Origin of the sequence: Rhodococcus sp. 05-2254-2, assembly GCF_002259095.1 — a bacterium.
Lineage (GTDB): Bacteria > Actinomycetota > Actinomycetes > Mycobacteriales > Mycobacteriaceae > Rhodococcoides.
In genome coordinates this window covers 226,512-240,505 of the sequence record NZ_NOZJ01000008.1, presented here as the reverse complement: position 1 = coordinate 240,505, position 13,994 = coordinate 226,512, and the positions used below count along the sequence as shown (strand labels likewise).

At 64.5% G+C, this 13,994-nt stretch carries 11 protein-coding genes; 5 read left to right on the top strand and 6 right to left on the bottom strand.

All coding sequences use genetic code 11. The features are described 5' to 3' along the window. Positions 1-39: 39 nt before the first annotated feature. Genes CH283_RS11245 through CH283_RS11235 form a run of 3 tightly spaced genes read left to right on the top strand, consistent with a single transcriptional unit; the run spans position 40 to position 4,111 of the window. A complete protein-coding gene (locus tag CH283_RS11245) occupies positions 40-894 on the top strand; it encodes an MIP/aquaporin family protein (RefSeq protein ID WP_032379865.1) in 855 nt (284 codons plus the stop codon). Further along, on the top strand, positions 891-2,408 hold the full coding sequence (glpK, locus tag CH283_RS11240; RefSeq protein WP_094638845.1) for a glycerol kinase GlpK: 1,518 nt from the start codon (positions 891-893) through the stop codon (positions 2,406-2,408). Before CH283_RS11245 ends, glpK begins: the two co-directional genes overlap by 4 nt. Continuing rightward, entirely contained in the window at positions 2,405-4,111 is a 1,707-nt protein-coding gene (locus CH283_RS11235; RefSeq protein ID WP_094638844.1) for a glycerol-3-phosphate dehydrogenase/oxidase, read from the top strand. The genes glpK and CH283_RS11235 overlap by 4 nt, the downstream gene beginning before the upstream one ends. Positions 4,112-4,171: 60 nt before the next feature. Here CH283_RS11235 and glgX read toward each other — a convergent pair whose 3' ends face one another. Continuing rightward, entirely contained in the window at positions 4,172-6,214 is a 2,043-nt protein-coding gene (glgX, locus tag CH283_RS11230; protein ID WP_094638843.1) for a glycogen debranching protein GlgX, read from the bottom strand. Positions 6,215-6,336: 122 nt separating this feature from the next. On the opposite strand from glgX, the gene CH283_RS11225 reads away from it, so the two are divergent. Further along, positions 6,337-8,718 (top strand): response regulator, encoded by a 2,382-nt coding sequence (locus tag CH283_RS11225; protein WP_176460216.1) that lies wholly within the window; start codon positions 6,337-6,339, stop codon positions 8,716-8,718. Here the strand turns inward: CH283_RS11225 and CH283_RS11220 are convergent. Continuing rightward, a complete protein-coding gene (locus tag CH283_RS11220; protein ID WP_068054424.1) occupies positions 8,712-9,098 on the bottom strand; it encodes a DUF5313 family protein in 387 nt (128 codons plus the stop codon). The two genes, CH283_RS11225 and CH283_RS11220, sit on opposite strands and share 7 nt — an antisense overlap. Next, the gene (locus tag CH283_RS11215) at positions 9,095-9,547 is read right to left on the bottom strand and encodes a MarR family winged helix-turn-helix transcriptional regulator (RefSeq protein WP_094638841.1); all 453 of its coding nucleotides are present in this window, start codon (positions 9,545-9,547) and stop codon (positions 9,095-9,097) included. Before CH283_RS11215 ends, CH283_RS11220 begins: the two co-directional genes overlap by 4 nt. Before the next feature lie 245 nt (positions 9,548-9,792). On the opposite strand from CH283_RS11215, the gene CH283_RS11210 reads away from it, so the two are divergent. Continuing rightward, on the top strand, positions 9,793-10,770 hold the full coding sequence (locus CH283_RS11210) for an alpha/beta hydrolase (RefSeq protein WP_094638840.1): 978 nt from the start codon (positions 9,793-9,795) through the stop codon (positions 10,768-10,770). A 2-nt stretch (positions 10,771-10,772) separates the two neighbouring features. On the opposite strand, the gene CH283_RS11205 is transcribed toward CH283_RS11210, so the two are convergent. Genes CH283_RS11205 through CH283_RS11195 form a run of 3 tightly spaced genes read right to left on the bottom strand, consistent with a single transcriptional unit; the run spans position 10,773 to position 13,796 of the window. Continuing rightward, positions 10,773-11,723, bottom strand: coding sequence for a helix-turn-helix domain-containing protein (locus tag CH283_RS11205; protein WP_094638839.1), 951 nt, complete (start codon positions 11,721-11,723; stop codon positions 10,773-10,775). Between the two features lie 20 nt (positions 11,724-11,743). Beyond that, positions 11,744-12,745: a phenylacetaldoxime dehydratase family protein gene (locus tag CH283_RS11200; protein WP_094638838.1), complete on the bottom strand. Its 1,002-nt coding sequence runs from the start codon at positions 12,743-12,745 to the stop codon at positions 11,744-11,746. After that, positions 12,738-13,796, bottom strand: coding sequence for a carbon-nitrogen hydrolase family protein (locus CH283_RS11195; RefSeq protein WP_094638837.1), 1,059 nt, complete (start codon positions 13,794-13,796; stop codon positions 12,738-12,740). Before CH283_RS11195 ends, CH283_RS11200 begins: the two co-directional genes overlap by 8 nt. Between the last annotated feature and the right edge of the window lie 198 nt (positions 13,797-13,994).

Genomic DNA, 13,994 nt, shown 5'->3' with positions numbered 1-13,994 from the left:
CAATGTGGCGTGCATCACCAACTTTGCGGAGGCTACACAATGGCTCGTAAGGAACCGGAATGGGGACTGCCGGCGCACATGGCTGCCGAGTTCGCCGGAACCATGATTCTCATTCTGTTCGGCGTCGGCGTCGTCGCGCAGGTCGTCTCGGGCGGTGAATCGGGAAGTCTCGGAGACCACGACTCGATCGCCTGGGCCTGGGGGCTCGGCGTGATGTTCGGCATCTACGTCGCGGGTCGGATCACCGGCGCGCACCTCAACCCCGCGGTCACGATCACGTTCGCACTCTTCCGCGGATTCAGCTGGAAGATGGTTGCGCCGTACATCCTCGCGCAGACCGCAGGTGCCTTCGTGGCCGCGCTGCTGGTGCGCTGGAACTACAACGACATGATCAACGCAGTGGACCCCGGCCACACCACCGCCACCCAGACGATCTTCTCGACGCTTCCCGGTAACGGAACTCTGCCGGTCAGCGTGTCCTCGGCACTGATCGACCAGATCATCGGTACCGCGATCCTGCTGTTCCTCATTGTGGCCGTGACCGATTCGCTCGGCACCGCGCCGATGGCCAACATGGCACCGCTGATCGTCGGCCTCATCGTCGTCGCCATCGGTTTCGCGTGGGCCACCAACGCCGGCTACGCGATCAATCCGGCCCGAGATTTCGGACCTCGCCTGGCGTCGTACATCACCGGATACGGTGGAGCCTGGCGAGATCAATACGGCGGCCTGTACTTCTGGGTCCCCATCGTCGGACCTCTCGTAGGCGGACCGATAGGAGTGTTCCTGTACGACCTGCTCATCGGAAAGAACCTACGCAAACAAGAAGGTTCGACGCCCGAGCCGCCATCACGACTCCCAGCAGACACCCAGACCACAGGAGAGAAGCCATGACCGAGTTCGCAGGAAAGTACGTCGCCGCGATCGATCAGGGAACCACGTCTTCACGCTGCATGATCTTCGATCACGCGGGCACCGTCGTCGCGGTCGATCAGAAGGAACACCAGCAGATCTTTCCGCAGGCCGGTTGGGTCGAGCACGACGCGTCGGAGATCTGGGACAACGTGCGCGCCGTCGCGGCCGGTGCCATGGCCGCAGCGGATCTGACGCGCGAGGACATCGCCGCCGTGGGAATCACCAACCAGCGCGAGACGGCGCTGGTGTGGGATCGCGCAACGGGCAAGCCGATCTACAACGCCATCGTCTGGCAGGACACCCGTACCGATCGCATCGCCACCGCGCTGGGCGGGGGCGATGCCAACAAGTACACCGCCAAGACCGGTCTGCCCCTGGCCACCTACTTCTCCGGCCCCAAGATCAAGTGGATCCTCGACAACGTCGACGGTGCACGGGCGAAAGCCGAAGCGGGAGAACTGTGTTTCGGAAACATGGACACCTGGGTGCTGTGGAACATGACCGGCGGTGTCGACGGCGGGTTGCATTACACCGATCCGACCAACGCCTCACGCACCCTGCTGATGGATCTCGACTCCCTGCAGTGGGACGAGAGCATCTGTGCAGACATGGGCATTCCGGTGTCGATGCTGCCCGAGATCCGCTCGAGCTCCGAGGTGTACGGAACCGGCCGTGAGCGCGGACCGTTCAGCGGAGTGCCGATTGCCGGCATCCTCGGCGATCAGCAGGCAGCGACCTTCGGGCAGGCCTGCCTGTCTCCCGGTGAAGCCAAGAACACCTACGGCACAGGCAATTTCGTGCTTCTCAACACCGGTACCGAAAAGGTGATGAGCAAGAACGGTCTGCTGACCACGGTTTGCTACAAGATCGGCGACCAGCCGACGGTGTACGCGCTCGAAGGTTCCATCGCCGTGACGGGCTCGTTGGTGCAGTGGCTGCGCGACAACCTGGGCATGATCTCCTCGGCCGCGGACATCGAGACCGACGCACGGTCGGTGGACGACAACGGCGGTGCCTACTTCGTCCCCGCCTTCTCCGGTCTCTTCGCCCCGCACTGGCGATCGGACGCCCGCGGTGCCATCGTGGGATTGACGCGCTTCGTCAACAAGGGGCACCTGGCGCGTGCCGTTCTCGAAGCCACCGCGTATCAGACGCGTGAGGTGATCGAGGCCATGAACGCCGACTCCGGCGTCGATCTCGAGGTGCTCAAGGTCGACGGCGGCATGGTGGTCAACGAACTGCTGATGCAGTTCCAGTCCGACATTCTCAACGTCGACGTGGTCCGTCCCGTCGTGGCCGAAACCACTGCTCTCGGAGCGGCTTACGCCGCCGGACTGGCCGTAGGCTATTGGGAGAGCGAAGACGACATTCGCCAGAACTGGGCCGAGGACAAGACATGGACCCCGTCCATGGACGAAGACCAGCGGGCGAAGTTGTACGCCGGCTGGAAGAAGGCAGTAACACGAACTCTCGATTGGGTTGATGAAGAATGAGTTCCACCACAACGGCCATGAGTCCCCAGGCGCGCGCAGATGCGCTGGCGAGGATGGAAGCCGAAGAGCTCGACATTCTGGTGATCGGCGGCGGCGTCGTCGGTGCCGGAACTGCACTGGACGCCGTGACCCGCGGATTGAAAGTGGGTCTGCTCGAAGCGCGTGACTACGCGGCCGGCACGTCCAGCCGCTCGAGCAAGCTCTTCCACGGCGGTTTGCGCTACCTCGAGCAGTTCAACTTCGCGTTGGTGTTCGAGGCGCTCAAGGAGCGTTCGCTGGTACTGAACAAGCTGTGTCCGCACCTCGCTCGCCCGGTGCCGTTCATCTATCCGCTCGAGAAGGTGATCGACCGTCCGTACGTCGGGCTCGGCATCGGCGTGTACGACGTCATGGGTGCCGGACGCGGCGTCCCGAGTCACCACAAGCACCTCGGCAAGAAGAAGACGCTCGAGTCCTTCCCGTCGGGCAAGCGCTCGGCGATCCGCGGTGCGGTGAAGTTCTACGAGGGCCAGGTCGACGACGCTCGGCACACGATGATGCTCGCTCGTACCGCGGCCGCCTACGGCGCATTGTGTGCCAACAGCACTCGCGTCACGGGCTTCCTTCGGGAGGACGACAAGGTCGTCGGCGTCGTGGCGAGCGACCTGGAAACGGGCCGTTCCTTCGAGGTGCGGGCCAAGCAGGTCATCAACGCCGCCGGGGTGTGGACCGACGAGGTGCAGCAGATGGTCGGTGGCCGTGGCCAATTCCAGGTTCGCGCCTCCAAGGGGGTGCACCTGGTGGTGCCGCGCAACCGCATCAACAGTGCCACCGGCATCATCACGCGGACCGAGAAGAGTCTGCTGTTCGTCATCCCGTGGGGTAGTCATTGGATCATCGGGACCACCGATACCGACTGGAAGCTCGACCTGGCTCACCCGGCCGCGAGCCAGAGCGACATCGACTACATCCTGGGTCATGTGAACAAGCTGCTCGCCGATCCGTTGGACCGCACCGACGTCGTCGGCGTGTACGCCGGACTGCGCCCGTTGCTGTTCGGCGAATCCGATTCCACCAGCACCCTGTCCCGGGAACATGCGGTGTCCAGCCCGGTCCGCGGACTGACGGTCATTGCCGGTGGCAAGTACACCACCTATCGCGTGATGGCCAAGGACGCAGTCGATTCCGCGGTGCACGGGCTCGAACGCACGGTACCGAAGTGCGTCACCGAGGACATTCCGCTCGTCGGTGCCGACGGCTACCTCGGCGCGTTCAACTCCCGCGCTCTGACGGCCGAACGCACCGGTATGCGCGTCTCACGCGTCGAGCATCTGCTCGGTCGGTACGGCACTCTGATGGGTGAGCTGCTGGACTTGATCGACGCCGATCCAGAGCTCGGCAAGCCTCTCGAGAGTGCACCGGAGTACTTGAAGGCAGAGGTGGTCTATGCGGCCAGTCACGAAGGTGCGCAGCATCTCGACGACATTCTGACCCGTCGGACCCGAATCTCGATCGAGGTTCCCGATCGTGGTGAAGCGGCGGCCATCGAGGTGGCTCGTCTGGTTGCACCCATCCTCGGGTGGGACGATCAGCATGTTGCCGAGGAAATCGAGCACTACCGGCTCCGTGTTCTGGCAGAACGGGATTCGCAGGAGCAGCCCGACGACGACACCGCCGATGCAGCTCGACTCGGAGCACCGGACGTGCGCGCCGGGGTGAGCTGAGACGAACAATGGCGGCAGTCCTCGTGACGAGGACTGCCGCCATTGTCGGCTGTTGCGGGGTCAGCCCTGCAGCAACGTGAACGAGTGTTCGCGAATCAGAATCGACGGCCCGCCTGCCTCGTATGCCTGATCGGGGTCGCTCGATGTCGACTGAGTCCAATGTCCCTTCGGCAGAGTGAATTCCACGGTGCCGGGCGAGGCGTTGACCATCCACGCGAACGACGCATCGGACTCACCGGCACGCATGAGGACAAGAATGCTGTGCGCATTGCCGTCCGACCAATCCTCGTCGGAGAGCTTCTCGCCGTCGGCGCGGTAGAAGTCGACGGTGTCCGGTCCGGCTCCTTCCTCGTCGGAATCGCTGTCGTGGCGGAACCACGTGGGGCGCAGAGCCGGGTGTTCGTCGCGTAGAGCGATCAAGTGGGTGGTGAAGTCGATGAGGTCCTGATCGGCTGTGCTCCAGTCGAACCAGGAGACCTCGTTGTCCTGGCAGTAGGCATTGTTGTTGCCGTTCTGCGTCCGGCCGAGCTCGTCGCCGCCGAGGATCATCGGCACGCCGGCCGAGAGCAACAGCGTCGCAAGGTGATTGCGCTGCTGACGGGCCCGGAGTGCGTTGACGCCCTCGTCGTCGGTCGGGCCCTCGGCTCCGCAACCCCACGAACGGTTGTCGGACTCGCCGTCCTGACTGTCCTCGCCGTTCTCCTCGTTGTGCTTGTCGTCGTAGGAGTTCAAGTCGGCCAATGTGAAGCCGTCGTGTGCGGTGATGAAGTTGACGCTGGCCAACGTGGGTCGACGAGTGCTCTCGTAGACGTCCGGGCTGCCCGTGACGCGCTGAGCCAGTGCCGGAAGTGCGCCGCTCTCGCCGCGCCAGAAGTCACGGACGTCGTCGCGGAACTTGCCGTTCCACTCCGACCAGCGGGCCGGGAAGCCGCCCACCTGGTAGCCCTGGGTGTCCCACGGTTCGGCGATCAGTTTGACCGGCGCGAGCGTCGGGTCCTGGTGTACCAGGCTCAGGAATGCGCTGTGCACGTCCAGGTCCGAGTCCTGACGCGTCAACGTGCTGGCGAGGTCGAAGCGGAACCCGTCGACGTGCATCTCCGTCACCCAGTAGCGCAGCGAGTCCAGGATCAGTGCCAGGGCAGCGGGGTGGCCGACGTTGAGGCTGTTGCCGGTGCCGGTGGTGTCGTAGTACGCGCTGCGGTCCTCGTCGACCAGACGGTAGTGCGAGCCGTTGTCGATTCCCTTGAGCGAGAGCGTCGGTCCGAGGTGATTGCCCTCGGCGGTGTGGTTGTAGACGACGTCGAGAATGACCTCGATGCCGTTCTCGTGCATGGCCTTGACCAATGCCTTGAACTCGTCCACCTGGCCGCCGGTGTCGCCGCTGCTGCTGTACTCGTTGTGCGGTGCGAAGAATCCGATGGAGTTGTAGCCCCAGTAGTTCCGCCGCCCCTCCTCGAGCAGATGCGAGTCCTGAACGAACTGGTGGATGGGCAGCAACTCCACCGCGGTGACGCCGATGCGCTTGAGATGAGCGATCGCGGCGGGGTGCGCCAGACCGGCGTAGGTTCCCCGAATATCCTCGGGCACATCGGGATTGGTGGCAGTGAAACCTTTGACGTGTACCTCGTAGACGACCGTGCGATCGAGTGGTGTGCGCGGTGACGCGTCGCCGGACCAGTCGAAGTTCGACTCCACGGCAACGGAATACGGCATGTGCGGGGCCGAGTCCTCGTCGTTGCGGGTCTCCGGCTCGGCGTGGAGGTGGCTGAACACCGATTCGTTCCAGTCGACCTGACCGGTGATGGCGGTGGCATACGGGTCGAGGAGCAGCTTCGCCGAGTTGTGCCGCAGCCCCGACGCCGGATCCCATGGACCGTCGACGCGCAGTCCGTAGCGTGCACCCGGCGTCACGTCGGGAACCAGATCGTGAAAAACGTGGCCGGTACGCAGCGTCAACGGCGTTGTACTGCGCTCTGTTCCGTCGTCGTTCAGCACGACCACGGACACCGAGTCCGCGGTTTCGGAGTAGACGGCAAGGTTGGCACCGTCGTTCGACAGACGCGAGACGCCCAAGGGGTACGGGAGACTTGATGAGAAGGGCATGCTCGCGGCAGTACCCCCGTGAGGGATCAGCGAAACGCCTGCATACCGGTCGTTCGGCTAGTATTGATGCCGAGATCGCACCCGCCGGACTGGAGCGGAACGACAGTACGAAGGACGAGACGATGAATTCCCCACAACCCGATGGCAGTTCGGCCCAGCTGGACGAGCTGTTCCCGGGTGACAACGCCACCGACGCGCGATTCCGGGAACTGGACTGGGCGGCGACCGATCTGGGGCCGGTGGAGAGTTGGCCGCAGGAGTTGGTGACCGCCGTCCGCACCGTCATGCCGTCGACGATCCCGATGTTGATCTGGTGGGGCCCGCATCTGGTGCAGATCTTCAACCACACGTACACCGATTTTCTCGGGGACAAGTTTCCGCAGGCCGCAGGTCAGCGGGCCAGCGAGAGCTGGTCCGAGATATGGGACGACGTCGGCGGTCTCTGCACCCACGTGGTCGAGGACCGCAAGCCCGTGCACGGCGTTCGGCAGCTGTTCGTCATGAATCGGTTCGGCTACCCCGAGGAGACGTACTGGACCTTCTCGTACAGCCCGATCTTCGGAGCCGGACGGACGGTGCTCGGCGTGTTCGTCGCCACGACCGAGGTCACGATGCAGGTACTCGGCGAACGCCGCATGCACGCGCTGCTCGCCCTGGGCTCACTGACGGGTGACGGCACCGAGGGGCCGGTAGGCATCTGTCGCGCCGCGGTCGAAACTCTGGGTGACGAGGCCCGCGAGTTTCCCCTCGTCGCGGCCTATCTGCGCCGCGACCTCGCCGAAGACGGGCAGCTCGATCACATCGCGACCTCGGGCGCACTCGGCTGCGACGACGCGACCTGGGACCTTGCCCATGTTCTCGACGTGTGCGACGGACGCGTTCCCTGCTGGACGGTCGAGATTGCCGGATCCGTCGCGCAGGCGGTCATCGTTCCGCTGACGCTCGCGGGACATGCTCAGCCCATCGGGGCCCTGTTGGTCGGCGTCGACGAATTTCGCGCCCGCGACGACTCCGTCGTGTCCTTCTCGATCGCGGTGGCCGAGCGGGTGTCCACGGCCTTGACCGCCTCGCATGCTTTCGAGATGGAGAGGCGACGCGTCGCGGCACTCGCCGAAGCCGACGAGGCGAAGACGCGGCTGCTCGAGAACGTCGGACACGAGTTCCGCACGCCGCTGACCTTGCTCGCCGGCCCGTTGGATTCGGTACGCGAGAGTGTCGACTCGACGCTGACCGACGTCGATCGTGAGTCGTTGGACGTCGTTCATCGTGCGTCGACTCGGTTGCGTCGACTGGTCGACGATCTCTTGGACGTGGTCAGCGCCGATGCCGGTCAGCTGCGTCCCCGGCTCGAACCCACCGACCTGGGAGCGGTGACGCGTGACTGCGCGTCGCTGTTCGAGGCGGTGGCGTCGGGCAAGGGTCTCGAACTCGTGGTCGACGTAGCCGACGACGTCGTCGTCCTCACCGACGGTGAGATGTGGACGAAGATCGTGTTCAACCTCGTCGCGAACGCCGTCAAATACACGCCGGTCGGTCGGATCTCCGTGCGCCTGCGGACCGACAGCGACGTCGTCCGCTTGGTCGTTGCGGATACCGGCCTCGGGATCCCCGCGGAGGACCTGCCGCTGATCTTCGATCGATTCCATCGAGTCGAACGATCGGGTGCCCACAGCATCGAAGGATCCGGTATCGGACTGGCGCTGGTATCGGACCTGCTCACCGTCTTGCGCGGTCGTATCGACGTCGAGAGCGAGGCGGGCCGTGGCAGTACCTTCACCGTCGTGGTTCCGCGGCTACCCGCCGAGGCGGCTGCAGCCGTCGATCTGCCGGCCGCCCCCGCCGATTCGGTGTCGGCGATCTTCGCTGCGAGCGACTCGGCGGCGCTGACCACCGAGCGCGCGGACATTCTTCTCGTCGAGGACAACGTCGACATGCGTAACTACCTGGTGCGCCTGCTGACCGACGAGGGCTGGTCCGTCACCACCGCAGGCGACATCGAGACCGCACTCGACAGCGCTCGATCGACGATGCCGGGCCTCGTGCTCTCCGACGTTCTGCTGCCCGGACGCAGCGGTCTGGAACTCGTGGACGAGATCCGCCGCGACGACGCCTTGCAGCGGGTGCCGGTGATCCTGCTGACCGCGCGAGCGGGAACCGACTTCGTGCTCGACGGGCTCGGGCGCGGGGCCGACGACTACATCGTCAAACCGTTCCACGATCGAGAGCTGGTGGCTCGAATTCGAGTGCATCTCGAACTCTCGCGCGTGCGCGAACAACTGATCCAAGAAAGCGGCAACGAGGCCGCGACACTACGGACTGCGCTCGACACCCGCGGGTCCATCGGCCGAGCCGTCGGAATCCTGATGTCGGTGTACCGCATCGACGCGGACGCTGCCTTCGCACAACTGACCGAGCTCTCACAGAACACCAACCGCAAGACCCGCGACTTGGCGGCGATGATCGCCGACGATTTCACCGCCGGGCTCGACCGAGAGCGTCAGTGATTGCGGCGGTAGTTCTCTCGCTCGCGTTCCATCTCGGCCATCTTCTTCGGGCTCTTCAGATCGGCCGGTAGCCCGTGGATCTCGAGGCGTCGAGCGCGATTCTGATCCATGTAGGCGGCGGTGTAGAACAGCGCGAGCAGCAAACTGAGCAACACCATCGACGCGCGTAGCCAGATCGCTCCCGGAAACAGAACGAAGAATCCGATGAATATCGGCAGGAACGGGATCATCGACCGCAGGATGTGACGCGGTGTCGCTCCTGGGCCGACGAGGTCGCGTCGAACCCAATCCTGCATGGAGTCAGGCAGTTTGCGGCCGAGGACGGCGTAGCCCAGCCACTGACCGAAGCGCGGGCGGGTGCGGGTAGGACGAGTGTTCACGACAGTGCTCCTGCTGCGATGGCCGCGTCGTTCACGCGGGTGAGGACGCATCGTAGTTCGTCGAGTTCGGCGAGTGACGCTCCGAGCTTCGAAACGACGGTGGGTGGAATCTTCTCGGCCTTCTTGCGAAGCGCGGCCCCGGCCGGGGTGAGCGCGACGAGTAGAACGCGCTCGTCCTCGGTGCTTCGATTGCGGGTGAGCAACCCCATCGACTCCAGACGCTTGAGAAGCGGCGAGAGGGTGGGGGAGTCGAGTTGCAGGGCCGATCCGATGGCTTTGACCGACATCGGCGATTCGCCCCACAGCGCCAGCATCACCAGATACTGCGGATGCGTCAGTCCCATCGGCTCGAGCAGTGGCCGATACACCGACAGCACGGCGCGGTTGGCGACGGCGAGCGCGAAGCAGACCTGGCGGTCTAGCGCGAGTGGATCTTCGGTGGTCGTCACGGTGCCAAGGCTACCAGTATTGGTTAGTGCACTAACTATTAGTGGACGAAGCGATGCTCAGAATACGGAACTGGATGCCCGAAAAGCGTTGCAAAGAAGGGTGAATGCTCGTGCGGTGATGTGTTGTCAGAGTCCCGGTCGGTCCGAATCGGGTGGATGTTCGTACGGCGTTCCATCCGGTCGGTTGCTGTGCAATGCTCCATGCAATTCGCCGTTCCCCTGTGACACATCCCGAGAGGATCGCCATGCGTCGTCGACGCATTTTCACCACGTTCGCCGTCGCCGCCGCGCTGTCCGTGTCCTCGGTCGGCGTTGTCTCCGCCGATCCTGTTGTCTCGGCGGCACGGATTGTCGACACGTCGATCGCGTCCGACACCCTGCGCACGCTGAGCGTCGAATCGCCTGCGATGGGGGCCGTTGTCGACGTGCAGGTGCTGACTCCGGCAGCGAAGACCGGATCGCGGCCGACGCTGTACATGCTCAGCGGAATCGGCGAAGAGGATCCGAACAACAGCATGTGGCTCCGCAAGGGCGGAGCAGCGGAATTCTTCGCCGACAAGAACGTCAACGTCGTACTGCCGCTCGCCGGACCGGGCAGCTTCTACACCGACTGGCAACGAGACGATCCGAAACTCGGCCGCTATCAATGGGAAACGTTCCTGACCGAGGAGCTTCCGCCGCTGATCGACGCGGCCGTGGACGGCAACGGACGCAACGCGATTGCCGGGCTGTCGATGGGGGCACAGTCGGCCATGATGCTGGCCGCACGTAACCCCGATGTCTACTCCGGGGTGGCGTCGTACAGCGGGTGTTTCGCCTCCTCGGAGCCGATGGGGCAGGCGAGTATCCGCGCGATCGTCGGAGCATTCGGCGGAAATGCCGACAACATGTGGGGCGGTCCTCTCGATCCTGCCTGGGCGCAACATGATTCGGTGGTCAATGCCGAAAGCCTGCGCGGCACCGACGTGTACGTCTCGGTGGGAACGGGAGCGCCGGGTCGCCACGAAAGTTTCGACAGCGCGTCGGCGCTCGACGTGGTGGTGGTCGGTGGTCTCATCGAGGTGGGCGCGAACTACTGCACCCATCGACTGGCGGATCGACTGAGTCTGCTGAACATCCCCGCGACGTTCGACTTCACCGAAACCGGAACCCACTCCTGGCCCTACTGGGTGGAACAACTGCCCAAGAGCTGGCCGACACTGGCCGGGTCGCTCGGGATCTGAGCTCACCCGCGGTTGGTGTCGCGAAACTCCTTGGGAGTGCACCCGAAGCGCGCCCGAAAGGCGCGGCTGAAGTGCGCCGGGTCGGTGAATCCCCACGATGCCGCCAGGGCGCCGATCGTGGTGCGAGCATTCTGTGGCTCGCACAGAGCCCGTTTGACGCCGTCGAGTCGCTGCATCCAGATCCACTCACTGGCGGTACACGGCTCACCGGCGAACGCTCGATGCACCGTACTCAGCGACAAGTGCAGGGAGGCCGCCACTTCCGTCACGGTCAGATCCGGATCTCGCAGCCGCGCCGTCATCGCACGCTTGATTTCGCCGAGTCTCTCGGACGCGGCATACGGTGCTGGCTTCTCGACCCCGGTCAGCCCGACCAGGCCTGCGACCAGGATGTACTCGACGCTCTGCGACACGGCCTCGGCCGACGCGGTACTCATGTCGGCGTCGTCCATGATCGACGAGATCATGCTCACGAGTAGTTTTCCTGCCCCTTGCCGTCCGGACACCGCCCGTGCTGTCAGTGAACCCGTGTCGCGGACGAGCGTTCGCAGCGTTGCGCCGGGGAGCATCAGCACGTACTGGGCAAACGGATCGTCGAAGCGAAGACTGTACGGCCGGGTGGTGTCGTAGAGCGCGAAATCTCCCGGTTGCAGGACCGCCGTTCGGTCGTCTTGCACGACGAACCCTGTTCCCGACGTCTGGACGCTGACCAGAAAGTAGTCGTCACTGGTTCGGGAGATACCTGCGGGCGTTCGTAGGACGGTCTGAGCTGTCGCAGACACTCGCGACAATCCGAGGGTCGCAAGTCCGGTCGACTCGATATGCCCGGTGATGGCCGACGCGTTCTCGGGAATCGTGCACTCTAGATCGACGTACGTCCGACTCACCGCAGCGGTCCAGAAGTCGACGCTGTCGGCCAGGTCGACGGAGTCGGTGCGCAGCGGATCGACCATGTCAGGTACCTCCCGTCTTCTCACAGGGTAGAACGCTCCGCAGCGGTACGCAGTAGACCCGTGCGGTCGTGGCAGCCGAAATATTCGAAGTACTGTTCGTCCGCCGCCGCGACGGTCACCTCGTGATAGAGCCTCAGGGAGGCCGCGGGCCCCATCGTCGACAGATACTTCAGCGCGGCACCGAAGATGGCGACATGCGTCGGATGCGACTCGGCCCATGCTTCGAGGTCGCTCAGACTGCGCCACCAACTCATGCCGAAGGACTTGTCGGTATCGACGCCGTTGTCGTCGACCACCGTCATGTATCGGTTGGCGAAGCAACCGATGGCCAGTCCGTCGTCGCGGAGGAAGTCCATGCCGGCGCGCAACACCGGTTCGACGTCCCGCAGGTACATCTCTCGTTCGGACCCGGCCGTATCGGCCCAATCCTGCCCGGATCGGATGAGGCAGAGGTTCTCCTGCGGCACAATTGTGACTCTGTCGCCGTCGCGTACGGCCTGAGGCTCCCCGCTGGGGGCAAGTGAGTCGCTCTGCGACAACGGGATTCGATCCCGTACCCCGCCCCAGTAGGCATGCTCTTCGATGGTTCCGCTGAGTGAATCCGTCAGAGTGGCAACACCTTCCATGCGGCCGGTGGAGGAGAAGAGTGTCTCGTAGCGGTCGACGGTCGGTCTGATGATCTCGACGAAGCGGCCTCTGACGCTCGTCCAGTGCCGACCGGCGGAGTCGAACCAGCGATCGAACACTGCGACGTCGTCCCAGTAGCCGATGAACACCGTCGTGTCGATGCCTTCCTCGTCGGTGTAGCGCGCCCGGTCCGTTCGGGGAGGGCCCTCGTCACCCCACGGGGAGGCGTCGGGCAGGCCTTGTATTCCGAAGTAGCCCATCACTACTCGCTCGGTGGATACCGGAAAGCGCGCGACGTACGACGGAAAGGGCGGCTGGTAGCCCTCGGGTGTTCGACGCGGACACGACCGTGGAACGACGAGATGATCGGGGATCGCGGATTCGAGTTCAGACACGGGCCGCGTCCTCGTCGCGAGCGAGCTGTTCGGTGATCTCCAGACGTACCTCGGCGGCGACGTCCTCGGTGAAGTCGTACCGCGCGTTCGCGACAGGCTGCGCACCCGACACGACGCGGTCGCCGGGAGTCTTGTCGAGCCACAGTCTCGTCACGTCCGGACGCGAATAGTGGCCGGCCGGGTCGGCGGCCGCCTTGGCGATCGAAATGAGGCTGGTATCGATGTCGGCGTAGACGATGCCTTCGGCGTCGGGTGCGAGCGGCTCGTGCATCAGTTGGCCGTCGGGCGCGAAGATGCGGGCATGACCGCCGCCTGCGGTGAGCATCGCGCGCTTGGCGTCATCGGTGCACATGATGTCGATCATCTCGGGGGAGACGGTCGCGCAGGGGCTGATGACGAAGCAGCCGCCTTCGACGGCGTAGATGCGGCTGGCAGCGGTGTTGACCTCGGGCCCGAGGGCGTAGGCCGCGCCGGTGTAGAGCGAGAAGCTGGGCCAGGCTCCGATGTGCACCTGCTCGTTCTGGGCGTACATCGCGTACTTCGACAACGGTTGCAGGTGCTCCCAGCAGCACAGTGCGCCGACGCGTCCGAGGTCGGTGTCGTATACCGACAGGTCGGAGCCGTCACCCTCGCCGTACACGGTGCGTTCGACGTGCGTCGGCTTGAGCTTGCGGCGCATCGCGACGGTCTTGCCCTCGGCGTCGACGATCCACTGGGCGATGTAGAGACTGGCCTTGTATCGCTCGCTCAGGCCCATCACGACCATGATGTGATTGTCCTTGGCGGCTTGCGCAATTCGAGCTGCCTGGGGTGTTCCGTACTCCAGTGAGTTGTCGAAGTAGCGCTGCGTGAACTGAAAACCCCATGCCGGTGCGTCGAGCCAGATGTACCAGGGATAGCCGGGCAGGTAGGTCTCGGGAAACGCGATGAGCTCGGCTCCGGCTCGGGACGCGTCCTCGATCAGGCCGATGGCCTTGTCGATCGATGCGTCGAGATCGAGAAATACCGGCGCGGCCTGGACTGCTGCGGCGCGAAACTGGTGGTGTGTCATTGCGGGCCTTTCGTGTGGGAGGGCACCAGTTTTGCCTGCTGAGAGGCCGATGGATGGCCTCGATGTGTCGGAATAATTGACTCTCCGTCGCACGCCTGGGCGGCGAAACACGGCGGTAACCGGGGCCCGGTGTGTCGACACATGTTCGTCATCCCGGCCCGTTGGCTCGGGGCTGAGGACGGTGCGCATCTGCCGCAC